At 61.9% G+C, this 22398-nt stretch carries 17 protein-coding genes; 10 read left to right on the top strand and 7 right to left on the bottom strand.

Annotated elements, in window-relative coordinates; genetic code table 11:
- Position 1: 1 nt before the first annotated feature.
- The 6 genes from ACGHP5_RS11420 (at position 2) to ung (ending at position 5862) form a co-directional block, all read left to right on the top strand.
- Positions 2 to 439, top strand: a complete 438-nt coding sequence (locus ACGHP5_RS11420) for a hypothetical protein (RefSeq protein WP_290532485.1) — start codon at positions 2 to 4, stop codon at positions 437 to 439.
- Between the two features lie 56 nt (positions 440 to 495).
- Entirely contained in the window at positions 496 to 1245 is a 750-nt protein-coding gene (trmB, locus tag ACGHP5_RS11415; protein ID WP_295904837.1) for a tRNA (guanosine(46)-N7)-methyltransferase TrmB, read from the top strand.
- Positions 1246 to 1260: 15 nt separating this feature from the next.
- The gene (locus ACGHP5_RS11410; RefSeq protein WP_390566850.1) at positions 1261 to 1755 is read left to right on the top strand and encodes a GNAT family N-acetyltransferase; all 495 of its coding nucleotides are present in this window, start codon (positions 1261 to 1263) and stop codon (positions 1753 to 1755) included.
- A gap of 363 nt (positions 1756 to 2118) precedes the next feature.
- On the top strand, positions 2119 to 2493 hold the full coding sequence (locus tag ACGHP5_RS11405; RefSeq protein ID WP_290532488.1) for a BlaI/MecI/CopY family transcriptional regulator: 375 nt from the start codon (positions 2119 to 2121) through the stop codon (positions 2491 to 2493).
- Between the two features lie 6 nt (positions 2494 to 2499).
- Positions 2500 to 5067: a TonB family protein gene (locus ACGHP5_RS11400; RefSeq protein ID WP_390566848.1), complete on the top strand. Its 2568-nt coding sequence runs from the start codon at positions 2500 to 2502 to the stop codon at positions 5065 to 5067.
- A 132-nt stretch (positions 5068 to 5199) separates the two neighbouring features.
- A complete protein-coding gene (gene ung / locus ACGHP5_RS11395) occupies positions 5200 to 5862 on the top strand; it encodes a uracil-DNA glycosylase (protein ID WP_295904847.1) in 663 nt (220 codons plus the stop codon).
- Between the two features lie 74 nt (positions 5863 to 5936).
- Here ung and ACGHP5_RS11390 read toward each other — a convergent pair whose 3' ends face one another.
- The 7 genes from ACGHP5_RS11390 to ACGHP5_RS11360 form a co-directional block, all read right to left on the bottom strand.
- Complete coding sequence (locus ACGHP5_RS11390) at positions 5937 to 6797, bottom strand: RNA polymerase sigma factor RpoD/SigA (protein ID WP_010266169.1); 861 nt, start codon at positions 6795 to 6797, stop codon at positions 5937 to 5939.
- A 55-nt stretch (positions 6798 to 6852) separates the two neighbouring features.
- Positions 6853 to 8334: a Do family serine endopeptidase gene (locus ACGHP5_RS11385; RefSeq protein WP_290532491.1), complete on the bottom strand. Its 1482-nt coding sequence runs from the start codon at positions 8332 to 8334 to the stop codon at positions 6853 to 6855.
- Positions 8335 to 8508: 174 nt separating this feature from the next.
- Positions 8509 to 9813 (bottom strand): methionine adenosyltransferase, encoded by a 1305-nt coding sequence (gene metK, locus ACGHP5_RS11380; RefSeq protein WP_290532492.1) that lies wholly within the window; start codon positions 9811 to 9813, stop codon positions 8509 to 8511.
- Between the two features lie 272 nt (positions 9814 to 10085).
- Positions 10086 to 12119, bottom strand: coding sequence for a transketolase (locus tag ACGHP5_RS11375; RefSeq protein WP_337757196.1), 2034 nt, complete (start codon positions 12117 to 12119; stop codon positions 10086 to 10088).
- A 59-nt stretch (positions 12120 to 12178) separates the two neighbouring features.
- The gene (gene clpX, locus ACGHP5_RS11370; protein ID WP_295904860.1) at positions 12179 to 13447 is read right to left on the bottom strand and encodes an ATP-dependent Clp protease ATP-binding subunit ClpX; all 1269 of its coding nucleotides are present in this window, start codon (positions 13445 to 13447) and stop codon (positions 12179 to 12181) included.
- Positions 13448 to 13452: 5 nt separating this feature from the next.
- Positions 13453 to 14121: an ATP-dependent Clp endopeptidase proteolytic subunit ClpP gene (gene clpP / locus ACGHP5_RS11365; RefSeq protein ID WP_337757195.1), complete on the bottom strand. Its 669-nt coding sequence runs from the start codon at positions 14119 to 14121 to the stop codon at positions 13453 to 13455.
- Positions 14122 to 14292: 171 nt separating this feature from the next.
- Positions 14293 to 15618: a trigger factor gene (locus ACGHP5_RS11360; protein WP_295904863.1), complete on the bottom strand. Its 1326-nt coding sequence runs from the start codon at positions 15616 to 15618 to the stop codon at positions 14293 to 14295.
- A gap of 252 nt (positions 15619 to 15870) precedes the next feature.
- Here ACGHP5_RS11360 and ACGHP5_RS11355 point away from each other — a divergent pair, with 252 nt between their 5' ends.
- Genes ACGHP5_RS11355 through ACGHP5_RS11340 form a run of 4 tightly spaced genes read left to right on the top strand, consistent with a single transcriptional unit; the run spans position 15871 to position 22386 of the window.
- Positions 15871 to 16692 (top strand): glutaminyl-peptide cyclotransferase, encoded by an 822-nt coding sequence (locus tag ACGHP5_RS11355; protein WP_390566843.1) that lies wholly within the window; start codon positions 15871 to 15873, stop codon positions 16690 to 16692.
- On the top strand, positions 16693 to 20307 hold the full coding sequence (metH, locus tag ACGHP5_RS11350) for a methionine synthase (RefSeq protein WP_390566842.1): 3615 nt from the start codon (positions 16693 to 16695) through the stop codon (positions 20305 to 20307).
- A complete protein-coding gene (metF, locus tag ACGHP5_RS11345) occupies positions 20304 to 21260 on the top strand; it encodes a methylenetetrahydrofolate reductase [NAD(P)H] (protein ID WP_390566841.1) in 957 nt (318 codons plus the stop codon). Before metH ends, metF begins: the two co-directional genes overlap by 4 nt.
- 13 nt (positions 21261 to 21273) lie before the next feature.
- Positions 21274 to 22386, top strand: coding sequence for a M20 family metallopeptidase (locus ACGHP5_RS11340; RefSeq protein ID WP_390566839.1), 1113 nt, complete (start codon positions 21274 to 21276; stop codon positions 22384 to 22386).
- Positions 22387 to 22398 lie beyond the last annotated feature (12 nt).

The following is a 22398-nucleotide window of genomic DNA, read 5'->3' as shown; positions in this document are numbered from 1 at the left end:
GGTGAAACGCTCGGCAGGGCATATTGCGGCCGTGGCGGCCGCGCTTCTGGCCGGGAGCTGCATTTCGCCGCACCAGTCGGCGGCAACCGACGTCAGCCCCGCCCGGTGGGACTCACGGGCCGAAATCCGCCTGCCGAACGCCGACACCGTGTCGTTGCGCGACGCCGTGATCTTCCTGCGCTGCAACGACCGCTTCGCGGAAGACACGCTGACGGTACGCATCGCCACCGTAACACCCGATTCGCTCCGCTTCGGGGAGTGGTTCCTGCTCGCCATCCCGCGCCCGGAAGGTCCCGCGGCCCTGATGCGCGAGGCCGTGATCCCCTACCGCCGCCGAATCCGCCTCACGCAGCACGGCGACTACCGCTGCTCGGTCACGCCGGTCCGCCCCGTCCGTGGGGTCGAGGCCGTCGGCATCGACCTGCAGGAAAGCAGATAACCGAAAACACATCACCGCCCTGCCGACCCCGCAGTCCGGCGGAACAACATACCACTATGGGCAAAGACAAGCTCCGCAGGTTCCGCGAGAACCTGACTTTCGAATGTTTCGTACAACCCGAATTCGACGAGGTGTTCCGCCGCGACCACCCGCTCAAAGGGAACTGGAACCGTGATTTCTTCCGCAACGACAACCCCATCGTACTGGAACTGGGCTGCGGCAAGGGCGAATACACCGTCGCACTGGCCCAGCGCGATCCGCTGCGCAACTACATCGGCATCGACATCAAGGGCGCACGCATGTGGCGCGGCGCGAAGACCGCCACGGACCGCAGGATGCACAACGTAGGCTTCCTGCGCACACGCATCGAGTTCATCGACGCGCTGTTCGCCGAAAATGAAATCTCCGAAATCTGGATCACCTTCCCCGATCCGCAGCTCAAGACCCGGCGGGCCAAGAAACGCCTCACTTCGCCGCTCTACCTGGCCTGTTACGCCCGCCTGCTCCGGCCCGACGGGCGGATCAACCTCAAGACCGACTCCAAGCACCTCTACGCCTACACCGGCGAGGTCATCCGCCATTACGGACTGACGTGCGAGGTCTCCGAAGCGGACATCTACGGCTCGGGATTCGCCGACGAAGTGCTTTCGGTCAAGACGGCCTACGAAACCCGTTTTCTCGAGATGGGGCTTCCGATCACCTACACGCGCTTCGCGCTGGGCGGCCGGCGCGAATTCCCGTGGTTCGACTGGGAGGAGGACGACAAGGCGGAGAAGGACAACGAGGCCGAAAGACAACTCCGATAACCCGGCTTTCCCGCCATGCAGACCGACACCGCCCGGCTGGAAATCCGGCTTCTGACACCGGAGCAGTTGATGCTGTGGCTGGACGACCTGCCCCGGCTGGAACGGAGGCTGGAGTGCCGCTACCGGGCCGAACCGCTTGCCGGCGATTTCCGGACTATCGTCGAAATGCAACGCACCGCGACCCTCGCCGACGCGGCCAGTCCGCAATGGCACAGCTTCTGGTTTCTCATCCGTAAAACCGACCGTACGGTCGTCGGCTCGGCGGTCTTCAAGGAGCGTCCCGATCCGGAAGGCTGTGTCGAAATCGGCTACGGACTGGGCCGCGCATTCGAACGCAACGGCTACATGCGCGAGGCCGTCGAAGCCTTGTGCGCCTGGGCTTTGCGGCAGGAAGGCGTCCGGCATGTCACCGCCGAAACCAACACCGACGGCCTCGCCTCGCAGCGCCTGCTCCTCAAATGCGGATTCCGCGAACGCAGCCGCGCGGAAACCTGTCGGTGGATTCTGTAAACGGCTTTTCCGCCGCCCGCCGCAATCTCCGATCCACGCCATCGACCTCCACACTCTCCACATCTTCTCCGCACCGTCCCACTTCATTCGTTCCTGTCTGCTCCTCCCCGCCGCCCTTCCATCCGCTGTTATTCACCGCCATCCTCGCCTCCGGCTTCTCCGCGCCACCTCTTTTATAAATATATAAATATAGGTATCCATTATTTTCGCCCCGTCTACTAATTTTTTAGATCAAAAATTTGTTTTACTAAAAATTTAGTAGTAAACTTGCATTGACAACATTCCCGCAGGCGGCATTCGACGGCCTACGGCGGACCGGAAACGGACCGGAAACAGGATAACAGACACAAAAGCACAATAACCATGGATACCAACATTTCGGAACTGACTCGCGGCGAGGAGGAGATCATGCAGATTCTCTGGCGGCTGGGCGACGCGGTGGTCAACGACATCATCGCCCGGACCGACGAACCCCACCCCAAGTACACCACCGTCGCCACGTTCCTCAAAATCCTGGAGAACAAAGGCTTCGTCAGCCACAGGGCCGAGGGCAAGAGCCACCGCTACTTTCCGCTGATCGGCCGCGAGGAGTATGCCCGGGGCGTCATGTCGTCGATGCTTTCCAACTATTTCGACGGTTCGCTGGCCCAGCTGGTATCGTTCTTCTCGCGCCATGAGAACATCCCCGCCCGGGAGATGGACGAAATCCTCGAAATCATGCGCAACGCCAAAAAATAGCCCGCCATGAAAACCCTTGCCATCTACGCCCTCGAAGTGCTGGCCTGCAGCGGCGTGCTGCTGGCCGCCTACGCCATCCTGCTCGACCGGCGCGTGCGGTTCGGCTGGTGCAGAGCCTACCTGCTCGCATCGACTCTCCTGGCGGCGGTCATCCCGCTGCTGCGCATCCCCGTCTGGCCGGGCGAGGTGGTCGAGGTCGCCCCGACGGTCGCCCTGCCCGCGACCGAATGGACCGCAGAAGTGGTCGAAGAGGCGGCTCCGGCCGTCACGCCCGAAACGGTGTGCCTGACGGTGTACCTGATCGGGGTCGGACTGGTCGCGGGGGTCATGCTGTGGCAGGTCGTGCGCATCCGCCGGCTGCGGCGCGGCGCGGCGATCACCCGCACAGAGCGTTTCACGCTCGTGCGCACCCCGCAGCGGATCGCGTCGTTCTCGTTCTTCCGTTCGATCTACGTCTGGGACCAGATCCCGGCCGGCGAGTTGCAGGCCATCGTGGCCCACGAGGCGAGCCACGTCGCCCACCGCCACTCCGCCGAGCGCGTGGCGATGGAGTGCATGAAGGCCGCGCTGTGGTGGAACCCCTTCGTATGGCTCGCCGCACGGCGGCTCACCGAAGCCGAGGAGTTCGAAGCCGACAGCGACGTGCTGGCCGAAGGGTACGACATCGAACATTACATGAAAACCATATTCAGGCAGCTATTCGGTTATAGTCCGGAAATAGCCAACGGGCTGCGGGATTCCTTAACCAAAAAACGCTTTAAAATGATGACAACAAAAACTTCCGGCAGGCACTCCCTGCTGCGGCTGGCGGGCACGCTTCCCGCCGTGATAGGGCTCCTGTGCGCTTTCTCGCTGACCACGCGCGCCGCCGAGGTCCGGATTGCAGAGACCGCCAAGGTCCCGGCCGACGAAACGGTGTCCCGGGACGCGGCGGATAAAAAAGTCTCCCTAACCGTCCTCCAGAACGGCAAACCGCTCCCGGGCGCAATCGTGCTGATCAGCGGATCGAACGTCGGAACCGTGACCGGCAAGGAGGGCACGGCACAGATTTCAGCGGCCCCCGGCAACGAACTGACAATCTCCTATGTGGGCTTCGAAACGCAGAAAATCCGCGTCTCCGATAAATCCGGAGCGGAAAGCCATGTGATTGCGCTGAAGGCGGAAGACAATAACCTCGACGCGGTCAGCGTCACCCCCGGCGACAACAAAACCGCCGCGGGCAACGAAAACGCCTCCATGCGGAAAGCCTCGCTGACAATCAACCTGGCCGACGCGGACGGCCGGATCGCGAGGGTGGCCGTCGGGGCTGCCGTGGTGATCTCGGGCACGAAAAAGGGCGTCGTAGCCGACGCCGCAGGACACGCCCGGATCGAGGCTCCCGAAGGCGCCGTGCTGAAGATAAGCTATCCCGACTACCGGCCCGCCTCGGTCGAGGTCGGCGATCAGAGCGACTATGTCGTTCTGCTCTCCCCCGAAAGCGACCGAACGAACCGAAAGTCCTCGCCCGACAGCGGCGGAAAACCGGGTCCGATCTTTGTCGTCGACGGCGTCGAGCAAGCGAGCATCGACGACATCTACCCCAATACGATCGAACGGATCAGCGTCCTCAAAAATCAGTCCTCCATCGCAGTATACGGTTCGCGGGGTAAAAACGGCGTGATCGTGGTCACCACCAAAGGCACAGGCAAACCGGCGACTGACGAAGTCGTTTTCAACGAGAAAACCGGGTCGGTCGAAATCACCTCCGCATCCACGGAAGACATGCCGTTTCTGATCGCCGAAAAGATGCCCTTGTTCCAAGGCGGCAACCTCAACGCATTCCGCACCTGGGTGCAGGAACACCTCCAATACCCCGCCGAGGCCGTGAAACGGAACATCCAGGGCCGCGTGGTCGTGACGTTCACCATCGAAAAGGACGGCTCGGTAAGCAACATCCAGATCTTGCAGTCGCCCGACAAACTGCTTGCCGACGAGGCCCGCCGCGTGATCGCCTCCTCGCCCACCGGAGCATGGACGCCCGGCGAGCAGCGCGGCGAGAAGGTGAGCGTGAAATATACGCTGCCCGTCGATTTCCGCACCAAGACCGAGAAAACGACGGACGAAGCCGCTTTCGACGAGAAAACCGGAACGGTCAAAACCGCCTCCGCGACCGCTGAAGACAGTCCGTTTCTCATCGCCGAGGTCATGCCCTCGTTCCGGGGCGGCGACATCACAGCCTTCCGCAACTGGATACAGATGCACATAAAATATCCGGCAGAGGCGCTGAAAGCGAAACTCTACGGGCGCGTCGTCGCATCGTTCGTCATCGAAAAGGACGGCTCGGTAAGCGACATCCAAATCTTGCAGTCGCCCGGCAAACCGCTTGCCGACGAGGCCCGCCGCGTGATCGCCTCCTCGCCCGCCGGAGCATGGACGCCCGGCGAGCAGCGCGGCCAGGCCGTCCGGGTGAAACTCACCGTGCCCGTGGATTTTCGGATTCAGGGCGCAGACGGCAAAACGTCCGAACGGACTGAAAAGCCGAAGGGCAGTCTCGACGAAATCGTCGTGGTGGGCTTCGGCGCCCCCGAAAAATAACCCGCCTCTTACCATCAGCGGCAGCCGGTTTCCGTCCCGAGTTCAACGGGAGCCGGCTGTTTTTTGCGTTTGCCGGATTTTTCACTATATTTACCCGACTAAAAATCCGCATTCCCTGCAAACCCCGAAACCATGGATGTAAAGATAGCCCCCGACTGGAAGGAGCTCCTCGCTCCGGAGTTCGAAAAACCCTATTTTGCGCAGCTCACGGAGTTCGTGCGGCAGGAATACGCCTCGCGGCGCATCTTCCCGCGCGGCAGCAACATCTTCCGTGCCTTTGACAAATGCCCGTTCGACAAGCTGAAAGTGGTCGTCATCGGCCAGGACCCCTACCACGGTCCCGGACAGGCCAACGGGCTTTGTTTCTCGGTCGCGGACGGGGTTCCCTTCCCGCCCTCGCTGCAAAACATCTTCAAGGAGGTCTCCGACGACACCGGCACGCCCATACCGCCTACGGGTAACCTCGACCGCTGGGCCGAGCAGGGGGTGCTGCTGCTCAACGCGGTGCTCACGGTCCGCGCCCACGAAGCCGCGTCGCACGCCGGCCGAGGCTGGGAGACCTTCACCGACGCCGTGGTGCGCGCCATCGCCCAGCGCAAAGAGGGCATCGTCTATATGCTCTGGGGCAGCTACGCCCAGAAGAAAGGCGCCATCGCCGACCCGCAGCGCAACCTGATCCTCAAAGCCGTGCACCCTTCGCCGCTGTCGGTCTACCGGGGATTTTTCGGCTGCCGCCACTTTTCGCGCGCCAACGAATACCTGCGCTCGATCGGCAAAGAGCCGATCGTATGGTAATCCGCCGTCCGAAAGACAAAAATCCCGACCTTGCGCAATGCAAGGCCGGGATTTTTCGAACTGCTCGGGATTCACTATCCCAGATAGGATTTCAGAAGCTTCGACCGCGACGAGTGGCGGAGGCGGCGAATCGCCTTCTCCTTGATCTGGCGCACGCGCTCGCGCGTCAGGTCGAACTTCTCGCCGATCTCCTCGAGGGTCATCTCCGAGGTTCCGATGCCGAAGAAGTACTTGATGATGTCGCGCTCACGCTCCGTGAGAGTCTCCAGCGCGCGGTCCACCTCGGTCGACAGCGACTCGTTGATCAGCCCGCGGTCGGCGTTGGGCGAATCGGGGTTCACCAGCACATCCAGCAGCGAGTTGTCCTCGCCGTCGGCGAACGGGGCGTCCACCGATACGTGGCGTCCGGCGACACGCAGCGTGTCGGTGACCTTCTCCTTCGGGAGTTCCAGTTCCGTGGCCAGCTCCTCGGGCGACGGCGTGCGCTCGTGCTCCTGCTCGAAGCGGGCGAACGCCTTGTTGATCTTGTTCAGCGAGCCTACCTGGTTGAGCGGCAGGCGCACGATGCGCGACTGCTCGGCCAAAGCCTGGAGGATCGACTGACGGATCCACCACACGGCATAGGAGATGAACTTGAAGCCGCGGGTCTCGTCGAACTTCTCGGCGGCCTTGATCAGCCCGAGGTTGCCCTCGTTAATCAGGTCGGGGAGGCTCAATCCCTGATTCTGGTATTGCTTGGCTACGGACACCACGAAACGCAGGTTGGCTTTGGTGAGCTTCTCGAGCGCTTCCTGGTCTCCTTTCTTAATTCGCTGGGCGAGTTCCACCTCCTCCTCGACCGTGATAAGCTCCTCCTTGCCGATTTCCTGCAAGTACTTGTCCAGCGAGGCGCTTTCGCGGTTGGTGATGGACTTTGTAATCTTTAATTGACGCATATTTTTCTAACTATCCTAATAATATTGCAATCCATAAACCCGCCCGGGCTGCGGTTTACTCCACCAGCGTGTAGCTTGCCGAACGGCCGTTGGGATAAACGCCGTCGATCGAACGGACCTTCTCCGTCATCCGCTGCATGTCGCTGAGCGAATAGACCGGGCGGTCGTTGATGTGAGTGATCACAAATCCCTGCTTAACACGGGCACGGGCCAGAATTCCGTCGGCCTTGATGCCGACCACCTGTACGCCGCCCTTGATGTCGAGTTCGCGGCACAGTTTGGCGCCCGCATCGGCGAACTTACCTCCGAGCGCATCGACGACATCGACATCCTCCTTGGTAACCAATTCCGTTTTACCTGCTTTATTACGCAAAGTAACGTCAAATTGTTTCACCTTTCCGTCTCTTTTTACGGATAATTTAACCGTATCGTTGGGCCGGCGCTTGGCGATCTGCTCCTGGAGCGTCGAAGGCTCAACAATTTTCACGCCATCGATGTCCAGAATCACGTCTCCCTTGCGGATTCCGGCCTCCGAAGCGGCTCCGCCCTCGACAACTGCGGCCACATAGGCTCCGCCCAGGTCCTTGATGCCCAACTCTTTCCCCTCCGTATCGAGGAAATCCTGATCCACGACGCGGAACTGTACGCCCAGCAGGGCGCGCTGCACAACGCCGAACTCCTTCAGATCGACCACCACCTTGCGGACGATCGACTCCGGAATGGCGAACGAATAGCCCACGTAGCTTCCCGTCTGCGACTTGATCAGCGTGTTGATGCCCACCAGTTCGCCGTGGGTGTTGACCAGCGCGCCGCCCGAGTTGCCGGGGTTCACCGCCGCGTCGGTCTGGATGAACGACTCGATGCGGAAATCGTTGGGAATGGCTCCCAGCTGACGCGCCTTGGCGCTCACGATACCCGCCGTGATGGTCGACTGCAGGTCGAACGGCGAACCGATCGCCAGCACCCATTCGCCCAGACGCAGCGCATCGGACGATCCGAAGGCCAGCGTAGGCAGCTCCTTGCCCTCGACTTTCAGCAGCGCGAGGTCCGTCGCCGAGTCCTTGCCGATGAGCTTGGCGTCGAACGAACGGCCGTCATTGAGTTTCACCTTGAGTTTCGAAGCCCCGTCCACGACGTGGTTGTTCGTCACGATATAGCCGTCCTCCGAAATGATCACGCCCGAACCGCCGGCCCGCTGCTCGCGGTACTGCGGCCGTCCGTCGCCGCGCCCGTAATCCTGCGGGATTCCGAAGAACTCCAGGAACGGATCGTAGCCCCGGCGCTGGGGCATTTCGACCTGCTGGATGGCCTCGATGTTCACGACGGCCTTCACCGCATTCTCGGCGGCGTAGGTCAGGTCGGGATACTGCTCGGCCTGGTAAGATGTAAATTGCGTCCCCAGCGCGGGCGTACGTTCCACCTCGCGCTCGATGTATGCGACGGAGTCTCCGCGGTCCGCGGAAACCGTCCACGCCGTAAGTCCGCCGGCTGCGGCCGACACGGCTACGAGTCCTAAAATCAAAAATGCCTTTTTCATAATAAATTAAATGTTTTGGTTCTATTAATCAGAGGCAACTTCATTCCATAAGCGGTATTTTCGGTTCTATTTTTCGAAGGACAAACGCACGAAAACGGCCGGTTAGTATGTTCATTCCGCACAAAAATCGAGGCATCCGCCACGGACGCCCCGATTTTTCAGCATATCCGGACGCTAAAGGCCGAATTCCTTTCGGATCCGATCCACGGCATCGAGTTTCTCCCAGCCGAAGAACTCGATCTCGCGCTCGGTCTCGACACCGTTCTCCCAGACCTTCTCCACCGCCTTATAGGGGCGGTTGCCGAAGTGTCCGTAGGAGGCCGTGGCCTCGAAGATCGGGTTTTTCAGGCCGAAACGTTTCACGATGGCTGCGGGACGCAGGTCGAAGAGCTTCCCGATGCGGCGGGCGATCTCGCCGTCGGTCATGCCGGCCAGCGCCGCGGGACGGGGTGAATTGTAGGTGTCGACATAGATCGACAGCGGCTGCGCGATGCCGATGGCGTAGCTCAGCTCGACCAGAATCTGGTCGGCGACGCCCGCCGCCACGAGGTTCTTGGCGATGTGGCGCGCGGCATAGGCCGCCGAGCGGTCCACTTTGGACGAGTCCTTGCCCGAGAAGGCACCGCCGCCGTGCGCGCCGCGGCCGCCGTAGGTGTCGACGATGATCTTGCGGCCCGTGAGTCCCGTGTCCCCGTGGGGGCCTCCGATCACGAACTTGCCCGTGGGGTTCACGTGCAGGATGTAGTCGTCGCCGATCAGCGCGGCCAGCTGGTCGCCGGCACGCTCCAGACGCGCCTTGACGCGCGGAATGAGGATCGTGCGCACGTCCTCGCGGATCTTCTCCTGCATCAGCTTCTCCGCCTCCTTCTCGCTGCGGCCTTCGCCCGGGAGGATGAACTCGTCGTGCTGCGTCGAGACGACGATCGTATGCACGCGCAGCGGCTTGTTCGTCGTCTCGTCGTACTCGATCGTGACCTGCGACTTCGAGTCGGGGCGCAGGTAGGTCATCACCTCGCCTTCGCGGCGGATGACGGCCAGTTCCTTGAGGATCACGTGCGAAAGGATCAGCGTCGCGGGCATCATCTCACGGGTCTCGTTGCAGGCGTAGCCGAACATGATGCCCTGGTCGCCGGCGCCCTGCTCCTCCTCGGCTTCGCGGACGACGCCCTGGTTGATGTCCGACGACTGTTCGTGGATGGCCGACAGGATGCCGCACGAATTGCAGTCGAACTGGTACTCGCTCCGGGTGTAGCCGATGCGGTTGATGACGCGGCGCGTGACGGCCTGCACGTCGACATACGCCTCCGAGCGCACTTCACCCGCCACGACCACGAGTCCCGTGGTGCAGAGGGTTTCGCACGCGACCTTCGAGTTGGCGTCGCGGCGCAGGAATTCGTCGAGGATTGCGTCGGAAATCTGATCCGAAACCTTGTCGGGATGTCCTTCGGACACCGATTCCGATGTAAATAAAAAGCCCATTTTCATACATTTTTAATGGTTAAACGTATAAAATGGGAAAAATTGGCTGTTGAAAATAAAAAATGTGCTGTTTTAGCGATTTTTTATTGTGGTTTGCAATCAGTCAAATCTTTCCACATTTCCCCGCTTGACAGACGGGACTGCAAAGATAGGCATAATTTCGGAATCTGCAAAACAAAAGCCACCGCATCGGGCGGTGGCTTTTGCACATTCTATATAATAGGTTCGGCGGCGACCCGAAAATCGTTGCCGCCGAAGCCAAACGATCTCCGCTATTTCCCAAGCATCTTCTTCACTTCGGCGGCGACGGTTGCCCCGTTGTAACCGAACTTCTCGTCGAGCACCTTGTAGGGGGCTGACCAGCCGAAATGGTCGAGACCGTGGATCACGCCGTTCTCGCCCACAAGTCCCCGCAGGTTCACCGGAAGACCCGAAGTCATGCCGTAACGCGCAACGCCCGCAGGCAGCACGCTCTCCTGGTACGAACGGGGCTGGTCGCGGAACAGTCCCTCGCTCGGAACGTTCACCACGCGGACCGGAATGCCTTCGGCGGCCAGCAGTTCGGCGCCTTCGATCAGCGTCGCAACCTCCGAACCCGTGGCGATCAGCACCGCGGCGGGTTTGGCGGCATCCATCACCACATAACCGCCCTTGGCGACCTGCGCAGCCTCCTCACGGCGGCTGGACCCGAGCGTCGGCAGGGTCTTGATGTTCTGGCGCGAAAGCACGAGCGCCACGGGACGGTGTTCCTCGACGGCCAGTTTCCACGCCATGACGGTCTCGTCGCCGTCGGCCGGGCGCAGCACGAGCATCGAACGCTCGTCGTGGTGGTTGCGCAGGTGCTCCATCAGGCGGATCTGCGCCTCGTGCTCCACGGGCTGATGCGTCGGCCCGTCCTCGCCCACGCGGAACGAGTCGTGCGTCCAGACGTAGACCACATGCAGACGCATCAGCGCCGAGAGGCGTACGGCGGGCTTCATATAGTCGGAGAACACGAAGAACGTACCGCAGACGGGAATCACGCCGCCGTGCAGCGCCATGCCGTTCGCAACGCAGGCCATCGTCAGCTCCGAGACGCCCGCCTGGAAGAATTTTCCGGAAAAATCGCCCTTCTCGAATGCCTTGGTCTTTTTGAGAAAACCGTCGGTCTTGTCCGAATTCGAAAGGTCGGCCGAAGCCACGATCATGTTGTCGATCTTCTCCGCGAAGACGCCCAGCACCGTCGCCGATGCGGCGCGCGTGGCCACATCGGCCTTCACCTCAATGGACTTATAGTCGATTTCGGGGAGTTTCCCCGCAAGGAAATCGTCGAGTTTGCGCGCCAGATCCTTGTGCTCCGCGCGCCACGACTTCTCAACGGCGGCCTGCTTCGCAGCCCACTCCCGGAGCGCTTCGCGGCGCTCGGCGAAGGCCTCGCGGCTCTCCTCGAAGATGGCGAACGGATTCTCCGCGTCACCGCCCAGATTCTTCACCGTAGCGGCGAAATCGGCCCCGGCGGCCGTCAGCGGCTGGCCGTGGGTCGAGACTTTGCCCTCGAAACTCTCCCCGGCGGGGCCTTTGGCACCCTTGCCCATGACGGTATGGCCGATGATGAGCGTCGGACGCTCGGTCTCGCTCTCGGCAGCGACCAGCGCTTCGCGGATCTCATTGATGTTATGTCCGTCGACCGACAACACGTTCCAGCCCCACGCCTCGTACTTCATGGCCACGTTCTCGGTCATCACCTCGTCGACCTTGGTCGAAAGCTGGATGTTATTCGAGTCGTAGTACATCACGAAGTTCGACAGTCCCAGATGGCCGGCGATGCGGCCCACGCCCTGCGAGATCTCCTCCTCGACGGCGCCGTCCGAAATATAGGCATAGGTCTTGTGCGCCATCCACTCGCCGAAACGGGCGGCCATGAAACGCTCCGCAATGGCGGCTCCCAGGGCCATGGCATGTCCCTGTCCCAACGGTCCCGAGGTATTCTCCACGCCGCGCATCACGTCCACCTCCGGGTGTCCCGGCGTCACGCTGCCCCACTGGCGCAGCGACTGCAGGTCTTCAGTCGAATAGTGCCCGGCCAGCGCGAGCGTCGAATAGAGCATCGGCGACATATGGCCCGGATCGAGGAAGAAACGGTCACGGTAGGGATAAGCCATATTATCGGGGTCGTAACGCAGAAACTCGGTGAAGAGCACCGTGATGAAATCCGCGCCGCCCATAGCGCCGCCGGGATGCCCCGACTTGGCCTTCTCGACCATCGCGGCCGAAAGGATGCGGATATTATCGGCAACGCGCGTAAGTTTTGAATTCGTTGTAGACATGGAGTTAGTGTTTTATGCGTTTTAGCTGTTTATTTCCGGCAAAGATAGCCAAAAAGAAATTATCCGACTTGTTTAAGCTCCAAAATATTTGCTTTTTCTATCTTTTTCTTTGCGTAAGGCAAAGTGACGGTAAACTTCCGGGCGTCGGTCGAGGGGATGTCGAACATCGTGTCCATCATGATCGCCTCGCAGATCGAGCGCAGTCCGCGTGCGCCGAGTTTGAACTCGACGGCCTTGTCGACGATGTAGTCCAGCGCGTCGTCGTCGAAGGTGAGTTTCACGCCGTCGAGTTCGAACAGACGCTTGTACTGCTTGACGATGGCATTCTTCGGCTCGGTGAGGATCGAGCGCAGGGCCGCGCGCTCCAGCGGCTGCATGTAAGTCAGCACCGGGAGGCGTCCCACCAGTTCGGGAATCAGTCCGAACGACTTGAGGTCCTGCGGCGTGACGTACTGCATGAGGTTCGAACGGTCGACGGGGTCGGCGTTCAGCCGCCCGTAGCCCATCGCACGGGTGTTCAGCCGCTGGGCGATCTTCTTCTCGATGCCGTCGAACGCGCCGCCGCAGATAAAGAGGATGTTGCGCGTGTCGACCTGGATGAATTTCTGCTCGGGGTGCTTGCGGCCACCCTGGGGAGGCACGTTTACCACCGTCCCTTCGAGGATCTTCAGCAGCGCCTGCTGCACGCCCTCGCCCGAAACGTCGCGCGTGATGGAGGGGTTGTCGCCCTTGCGTGCGATCTTGTCGATCTCGTCGATGAAGACGATGCCGCGCTCGGCCTGCTCGACGTTGTAGTCGGCGACCTGCAACAGCCGCGAGAGGATGCTCTCGACATCCTCGCCCACGTAACCCGCTTCGGTCAGCACCGTCGCGTCGACGATCGTGAACGGCACTTTCAGCAGTTTGGCGATCGTGCGGGCCATCAGCGTCTTGCCCGTGCCCGTCGGGCCGACCAGCACGATGTTCGACTTGTCGATCTCGACCTCGTCCTCCTTCGGGGCGTACAGCAGCCGTTTGTAGTGGTTGTAGACCGCCACGGACATATACCGCTTGGCGGCATCCTGCCCGATGACGTACTGGTCGAGAAACTCCTTGATCTGCGCCGGCTTGAGCAGCTCCTCCATCTTGAGCGGAGCCGCCGCGGGGCGCCGTCCCCGTTCGGAGGCGATGTCGTTGTCGAGGATGATCTTATAGCCGTTTTCTATACATTTGTTACAGATATTCGCGCCGTCCGAACCCTGGAACATGATCTCCACGTCCGTGCGCTTGGCGCCGCAGAACGAGCAGCAGTCGCCGCCGTTCTTGTTGTTGTTCTTATTCTGTGCCATGCGGTTTACTTGTCTCGTTTGGAAAGCACCTCGTCGATCAGTCCGTAATCCTTCGCCTCGCGGGCCGACAGCCAGTAGTCGCGGTCGGCATCCTTCTCGATCTTTTTGACCGGGACGCCCGAGTGGGCCGAGAGGATTTCGTACAGTTCGCGCTTGGTTTTCAGAATCTCGCGCGCCGTGATCTCGATGTCCGAGGCCTGGCCCTGCGCGCCGCCCAGCGGCTGGTGGATCATCACCCGCGAATGCGGAAGCGCCGAACGCTTGCCCTTGGCACCCGCCGTGAGCAGCACGGCGCCCATCGAGGCGGCGAGTCCCGTGCAGATGGTCGCCACGTCGGAGTTCACCAGCTGCATGGTGTCGTAAATGCCCAGTCCGGCCGAAACCGACCCGCCGGGCGAGTTGATGTAGATCTGAATGTCCTTCTCGGGATCGACCGATTCGAGGAACAGCAGCTGGGCCTGGATGATATTGGCCGCGTCGTCGTAGATCGGCGCGCCGAGGAAGATGATGCGGTCCATCATCAGGCGCGAAAAAACGTCCATCGTGGCGATGTTCAACTGACGCTCCTCGATGATCGTAGGCGACACGTAGGCCGCGCTTACCGACTGGAAATCATGCAGTTTCAGCGAACTGATCCCGCAGTGGTTCCGTGCGTATTTTTCAAATTCTGACATAGTCGTATTTATTTACTCTTCATATTCCACTGGTTAGGAGCGCGGAAAACCGCCGCAGGCACTCCGAACTTCCTGTCGCCCTCAAAACCCGCTTCTTAAGCGGGTAAAGCACAAAGGACTTTGCAAACATCACGCCTGCAAAGTCCAAAGATAGATAAAAATCCGCGAAACTTAAAGCTCCTTCGCCAATTTAGCGAAATCGTCCGCAGATACGGCTTTTTCAGTTACCTTGACCTTCGATTTGACATCCTCGACGACCTTCACCTCATAGAGCTTCTCGTAAATCTTCTGGCCCTGATCCTTGTCGGCGAGAATCTTCTCGGCATAGCCCTCCAGCATGTCGTCCGGCGCCGAGGGCATGCCGTACTGTGCAAACTGCGAGGCGGCCAGCGCCTTGGCTTCGGAGAGCGCCTCCTCCTTCGAAACGGTGATGCCGTCGGCCTTGATGAAGTGCTTCTGGAGGTAGTTCCAGGTGAACATCTTCAGGAACTGGTCGAAATCCTTCTCGATGTCCTCCATCGAGAACTTGCCCTCGTTGATCGTATAGAGCCAGCGCTTGAGGAACGCCGCGGGCATCTTCAGGTCGGCTTTCTTCACGAGGTAGTCGCGCACCTGCAACGTAAAGAGGTAGTCGCTCTCGCGGCGCAGTTCGGCCTCGATCTGCGCGTCGATGAACTTGTCCAGCCCGGCTTCATCCGTGACGCCGCCCTGCGGGAAAGCCATCTTGAAGAACTCCTCGTTCAGCTCCGGCTCGGCGAACTTGCGGATTTTGGTGATCTCCAGTTCGAATTCGGGATTGATGCCCTCCAGTTCGTCCTCCTTGACCTGCAGGCAGGCGGCACGCTGGGCGGGATTTTTATAGAGTTCGTTGATATTCACCTTCATCTTGTCGCCCACCTTCTTGCCGATGAAAGGCTTGCGGCCGGCCTCGTCCATCGAGATCAGACCCACGTAAGCGTCCGCCACGTTCATCTCGCCGTTGTCGAGCGTCACCGACAGCGCCTCGTCCGAAGTCACCTTCTCGGCGTCCACCAGGCGGCCGAAGCGGCGCAGGTAGTTCGAACGGTAGTCGTCGTGCATCTTCTTGTCGACCTTGATCTTGTTGTAGGTTAGCTTATCCTTGTCGGAAAGCTCCAGCTTGATCTCGGGAGCCTCGCCGATCTCGAACACGAATTCGAACTCGGTGGCGTTGTCGAAATCGAAGTCGCCCTGCTCCTCCGCGGGGATCACGTCGCCCAGGTAGTCGATGCCCTCCTTCTGGAGATACTCGAAAACGGCGTTCGAAGCCTGACGGTAGGACTGCTCGGCCAGGACGCCCTTGCCGTACATCTTCTTGACGATGCCCATGGGGACCATGCCCGGACGGAATCCGGGGATGTTGGCCTTGCGCTTGTACTCGCGCAGGGACTTTTCGACCTCCTGCCCGTAATCCGCCTCGCCGACAGTCACGCGGATCAGCGAGTTATTCTCGCCGCGTTGTTCTCTTACAATGTTCATAATGAATGAATTATATTTGTTATTCTTCGTATTTCCGTTCAGAATCGGGAGGCAAAGATACGAAATTATTCCATTTCCGGCAAGACATTACCCGTATAATATGGTCAAATTATGATATCTGGTTTGCTTTTCCTACCTTTGGGGTCGTAACGACCCTTTTGCCGGCCGGAAGATTTTACCCAACCGTGCGCAATTCCGTTTTGATCCCATCCGACTTTTTCGTACCTTTGTAAGCTATTTTATTCCGAAACGATGAAAACGACCCCGATACTTCTGTTTTCCGTCCTGCTGCTGGGCGCATGCGGCGGCCCGGCGGCGCGCGCCAAACGCCCCGGCGCAAAGGCGCAGACCGCAGCGGCCGCGCAGGCCGAGCCGAAGGCGTACACCTACCGTATCGCGGCGGTCTACCCCCACTCGACCGGCGCCTACACCCAGGGACTGCAATACGTCGGCGGGACGATGTGGGAAGGCACGGGACAGCACGGCGAATCGGTCGTGCAGAAGACCGATCTCGCAACGGGCAGGACCGAGGTCATGGCGCGCCTGCCCCGTTCGGAGTTCGGCGAGGGAATCGCCCTGCTCGGCGGGAAGCTCTACCAGCTGACCTGGCAGTCCAATACGGCACACGTCTATTCGCTGGAGGACGGGAAACTACGAAAAATCCGCGACTTCCGCTATCCGGGCGAAGGCTGGGGCCTCACGACCGACGGCGAGAAGCTCTACATGTCGGACGGCACGTCCACGATCCACACGGTCGATCCCGCGACGTTCCGCCGCGAAAAGCGCGTGACGGTGACCTACAAGGGCGCACCTGTCGAATACCTCAACGAACTGGAGTGGATCGGCGGCAAAATATGGGCCAACGTCTACACCACCGACCAGATCGTCGTCATCGACCCCGCGACGGGCGTCGTCGAGGGTGTCGTCGACCTGACGGGCCTGCTGCCCGAAACGGAGATGACCGCGACGACCGACGTGCTGAACGGCATCGCCTATGACGCCGAGGGGGACCGCATCTTCGTGACGGGGAAAAACTGGCCGAAACTCTACGAAATAGAAATAATCGAAAAATAGATGGCAACAACGCTATACGACCAACTGGAGCGCCGCATCCTGCTGCTCGACGGAGGCTTCGGCACGATGGTGCAGGGCTACGGACTGCAGGAGGAGGACTACCGCGGCCAGCGGTTCGCCGGCTGGCCGGTGCTGCTCAAGGGCTGCAACGACCTGCTTGCGCTGACCCGCCCGGACGTGGTGCGCGCAATCCACGAAAAATACCTGCAGGCGGGAGCCGACATCATCGAAACCGACTCGTTCAACGCCAACGCCGTGTCGCTGGCCGACTACCGGCTCGAAGAGTGCGCTTACGAGATTTCGAAGGCCGCGGCCGGAATCGCCCGCAGTGCGGCCGACGCCTTCACGGCCCGCAACCCGCAGAAGCCGCGCTTCGTGGCCGGATCGGTGGGTCCCACGAACCGCACGGCCTCGATGTCGGCCGACGTACAGAATCCCGCGGCCCGCGAGGTGACCTTCGCACAACTGGTCGAAGCCTATTCGGATCAGGTGCGGGGCCTCATGGACGGCGGCGCGGACATCCTGCTGGTGGAGACGGTCTTCGACACGCTCAACGCCAAGGCGGCCCTTTGGGCCATCGACACGCTCTGCGGGCGGCTGGGCCGCGCGATCCCCGTGATGGTCTCCGGAACGCTCGCCGACGCCAGCGGCCGCACCCTCTCGGGGCAGACCGTCGAGGCTTTCGCCGCCTCGGTATCGCACGCGAACCTGCTGTCGGTCGGACTGAACTGCGCCTACGGGGCCAAGCAGCTGCTGCCCTACCTCGAACGGCTGGCGGCTGTGGCCGGAACGCGCATCTCGGCGCACCCGAACGCAGGCCTTCCCAACGTGATGGGCGGCTACGACGAGACGCCCGAAATGTTCGCCGAAGACGTCGGGGAGTATCTGCGGCGCGGACTGGTGAACATCGTGGGCGGCTGTTGCGGCACGACGCCCGCACATATCTTCGAATTGTCGAAGATCGCCGGAAATTACGCCCCGCGGCCCGTTCCCGCGCCGAAACACGTCACGACGCTGAGCGGTCTGGAACCGCTGCGGATCGCCCCCGAAGCCAACTTCATCAACGTCGGCGAGCGCACGAACGTCGCCGGATCGGCCCGCTTCGCGAGGCTGATCCGCGAAGCGAACTACGAGGAGGCGCTCTCGGTGGCCCGCGCACAGGTCGACGCCGGGGCGCAGATCGTCGACGTCTGCATGGACGACGGGCTGATCGACGGTCCCGAAGCTATGCGCACGTTCCTCAACCTGATGGCCTCGGAGCCGGAGATCGCCCGCGTGCCGGTGATGATCGACTCGTCGAAATGGGAGGTGCTTCAAGCGGGACTTGAGGTGACGCAGGGTAAGTCGGTGGTCAACTCCATCTCGCTCAAGGAGGGCGAAGCGGAATTCCTGCGCCGGGCCGCGGAGATCCACCGTTTCGGCGCGGCCGCCGTGGTGATGCTCTTCGACGAGCGGGGCCAGGCCGACACCTTCGAACGTAAAGCGGAGGTTGCGGAGAGGGCATACAAACTATTGACAAACAACGGGTTTCCGCCCGAAGACATCATTTTCGACCCCAACGTACTGGCCGTCGCAACGGGCATTGCGGAGCACGACGGATACGCCAAGGCGTTCATCGACGCGACGCGCTGGATCAAGGAACACCTTCCCCATGCGAAGGTCTCGGGCGGCGTGTCGAACCTTTCGTTCGCCTTCCGCGGCAACAATGCCGTGCGCGAGGCGATGCACTCGGCGTTCCTCTACCACGCCATCCGGGCCGGTATGGACATGGGCATCGTCAATCCGCAGATGCTCCGCGTTTACAGCCAGATCGAACCCGAACTGCTCGAACGTGTCGAGGACGTGATCCTCTGCCGCCGGGCCGACGCCGCGGAGCGGCTCGCGGAGTATGCCCACGAGGTGCAGCAGACGGCCCAGACGCAGCCGCAGGCCCCCGACGCATGGCGCGCGGGAACGCTCGGAGAACGTATCGCCCACGCGATGCTCAAGGGCGTGGCAGACTACGTGGAGCAGGACGCGCTGGAGGGTTACGAGACGCTGGGCAGCCCGATGGCCGTGATCGACACGCTGCTGATGCCCGCCATGGAGCAGGTCGGCACGCTGTTCGGCGAAGGCAAGATGTTTCTGCCGCAGGTGGTCAAGACGGCCCGCGTGATGAAGCGCGCGGTGGCGGCACTGACTCCCTATATCGAACAGGGTTCGGGCGGCACTTCGCATAACGCCGGCAAGGTGCTGATCGCCACTGTGAAAGGCGACGTGCACGACATCGGCAAGAACATCGTGGCGGTCGTGATGGCCTGCAACGGATATGAAATCAAGGATTTGGGCGTGATGGTCGAGCCGGAACGCATCGTCGAGGAGGCGGTGGCGTGGGGCGCGCAGTGCATCTGCCTGAGCGGGCTGATCACCCCGTCGCTCGACGAAATGGCCCGCGTCTGCGAAGAGCTGGAACGGCGAGGGCTGCGCATCCCGGTCATCATCGGCGGCGCGACGACCTCGGACCTCCACACGGCGGTGAAGATCGCCCCGGTGTATTCGGGCGTGGCGGTCCACTCTCCCAACGCCAGCCGCAACAGCCAGATACTGGCGCAGCTGCTCGGTACGGACGGCGACCTTTACGCCGGCAAGGTGAAGGCCGACCAGCAGGCCTTGCGCGAAGAGTACGCCCGCCGGCTGCGGGCGCGCGACCTCATTCCGATCGTCGAAGTGCGCAGGGCGCGGCGCGGCGCGGCACAGCACACCCCCGTCGTGCCGCTCCACACGGGACGCATGGTCTTCCCCGACTTCGACGTGGCCGACGCCGAGCCGTACATCGACTGGAATTTCTTCTTTGCGGCGTGGGGACTCAAGGGGCGTTACCCCGAGATCCTCGACCACCCCGAAAAGGGCGCCGAGGCGCGCAAGGTCTTCGCCGACGCGCAGGCCCTGCTGGCCCGCATCCGCGACGAACGGCTGCTGACGCTGCAAGGGGTCGTAGGCATCTTCCCGGCGCGCTCCGAGGGCGACGACATCCTGGTGACGGACACGAAAGGGCGCGAAAAACGTCTCCCGATGCTCCGCAACCAGACGCGCGGCGAGGAGAACCTGTCGCTGGCCGACTTCATCGCGCCGAACGGCGACTGGATCGGCTGCTTCGCCCTGACGGCCGGCATCGGGCTGAAGGAGCTGGCGGAAAAATTCCGCACCGGGGGTGACGACTATTCGGCCATCATGGCCAAACTGCTGGCCGACCGCCTCACGGAAGCCTTCGCCGAGGCCGTGCACGCCTTCGTGCGGCGGGAGATGTGGGGCTACGAGACGGGCACGCCGCCCACCCCGCAGCAGGCAATCCGCGGTGAGTACCGCGGGCGCCGCATGGCCTTCGGCTACCCGGCCTCGCCCGACCACTCGCTCAAACGCGAGGTCTTCGACCTGCTCGCGGTCGAGGTGACGACCGGAATGCGGCTGACCGAAAACTGGATGATCGACCCCGGGGAGGCGCTGTGCGGACTGATGTTCTCCGACGCCGACTACTTTTCGGTCGGGACCATCGGCGCCGAACAGCTGCTCGACTACGCACGCCGCCGCGGAATGGAGGCCGAAACCGTAAAAAAGATTATACCGAACAACGTATGAACGTCGTAGAGATCATCAACGAAGCGGTCGCCTCCGGGCGCACCCGCTTCGCGTTCGAACTGCTCCCGCCGCTCAAGGGCGACGGCATGCAGAAGATATTCGCCGCCGTGGAGCCGCTGATGGCCCTCGACCCGGCCTATGTCAACATCACGTTCCACCGCGAGGGGATCAAGGAGACCGAGCGCGAGGACGGCAGCGTCGAATGGCACGTCGTGCGGCGCCGTCCGGGGACGGTCGGCATCTCGGCGGCCATCCAGAACCGCTACGGCGTGGAGGTGGTCCCGCACCTGATCTGCGGGGGACTGTCGAAATACGACATCGAGGACACACTGATCGACATGGATTTCCTGGGCCTGCACAACGTGCTGGCGCTGCGCGGCGACAAGTCGCAGAACGAAAAGCGTTTCATGCCCCATCCGCAGGGCCACGCCCACGCCGTGGACCTCGTGCGGCAGATCGCCGACATGAACCGCGGAAAATTCATCGACGGCGAGGTTGAGGAGTGCCACCACTCGAAATTCTCGATCGGCGTGGCGGGCTATCCCGAAGTGCACGCCGAGGCGCGCGACATCACCTCGGACATCGCCCACCTGCGCGCCAAGGTCGACGCCGGGGCGGAGTATGTCATCACGCAGATGTTCTTCGACAACACCAAATATTTCGACTTCGTGCGCCGCTGCCGCGAAGCGGGGATCACCGTGCCGATCATCCCCGGCATCAAGCCCCTCTCGACGCTGCGCCACCTGGAAATACTGCCCGAAACGTTCGGCGTGAAGCTGCCCGAAGAACTCGTGCGCGAAGTCAAGGCCCATCCCGACGGCGTGCGCGAGGCGGGAACCGAATGGGCCATCGCCCAAAGCCGTGAACTGATGGCCGCGGGCGTGCCCGTGCTGCATTACTACACGATGAGCCGCACGACGAACATACAGAAAATCGTGAAAGCGATATTTTAAAGAGACTACGATTATGGATCCTGTCGAATTCCGCCGCCGCCTGCATGCGCATCCCGAACTCTCGTTCCGGGAACACGACACGGCGGCATTTATCGAACAGCAGCTCGACGAACTGGGCATCGAACACCGCCGGATCGCGTCGACGGGCGTCGTGGCCCGCATCGAAGGCCGCAAGACCCCCGAAGGCGACCGCCGCGCCGCGGTGCTGCGCGCCGACATCGACGCCCTGCCCGTCACGGAGCGGAACGACTTGGAGTGGAAGTCGCAGAACGAGGGCGTGATGCACGCCTGCGGCCACGACATGCACGCCGCGGTGCTGTTCGGCGTACTGAAAGAGTTTGCCGCGGCGCCCGATTTCCGGGGCACGCTCTTCGGGCTGTTCCAGCCGGGCGAGGAGTGCAACCCGGGCGGAGCCTCGCTGGTGCTGGCCGAAAAGCCGTTCGAGGGCTACGATGTGCGGGCCGTCGTCGGCGAGCACGTCGAGCCGCAGCTGGAGGTCGGGACCCTCGGATTCCGGGCCGGAAAGTACATGGCCGCGAGCGACGAACTGCGCTTCCGCGTCCGCGGCACGGGCGGGCACGGCGCCATGCGCAGGCAGCTCAAGGACCCCGTGGCGGCCGGCGCCGAACTGCTGACGCGCCTCATCGCACTCAACGGCGAGGAGTGCGTGCTCTCGATCGGCCGCGTGGAGGCCGGAGGCGCGACGAACATCGTGCCCGACGAGGTCTACATGGAGGGGACGCTGCGCACGTTCGACGAACGCGAACGCGGCATCATCCACCGCCGCATCGAGATCATCGCCGCGGACATCGACGCCCGGCACGGCGTGAAGACCGAAGTCGCGATCGGCCGCGGTTATCCGTGCGTCGTGAACGACGAGATCCTCGTGAAGCAGGCCGCGGCCCTCGCCAAAGCCGAAAAACTGAAGGTCGAGATGCTGCCCCTGCGCACCACGGCCGAGGATTTCGGATTCTACTGCAAACAATACCCGTCGCTGTTCTACCGGCTGGGGGTGGGAGCCGCGGCCGGACGCCCGCACACGGCGACATTCTCCCCCGACGAAGCGGCTATCGGCGTGGGCATCGCCTACATGCGGAAACTGGCCCTGCAACTCCTGGAAAAATAACGCCCGGTTCCG

It is taken from the genome of Alistipes sp. i18-0019-D1, assembly GCF_042852885.1.
GTDB lineage: Bacteria > Bacteroidota > Bacteroidia > Bacteroidales > Rikenellaceae > Alistipes.
Note: the sequence above shows the minus strand (reverse complement) of the source record. Positions and strands in the feature narration are given on the sequence as shown.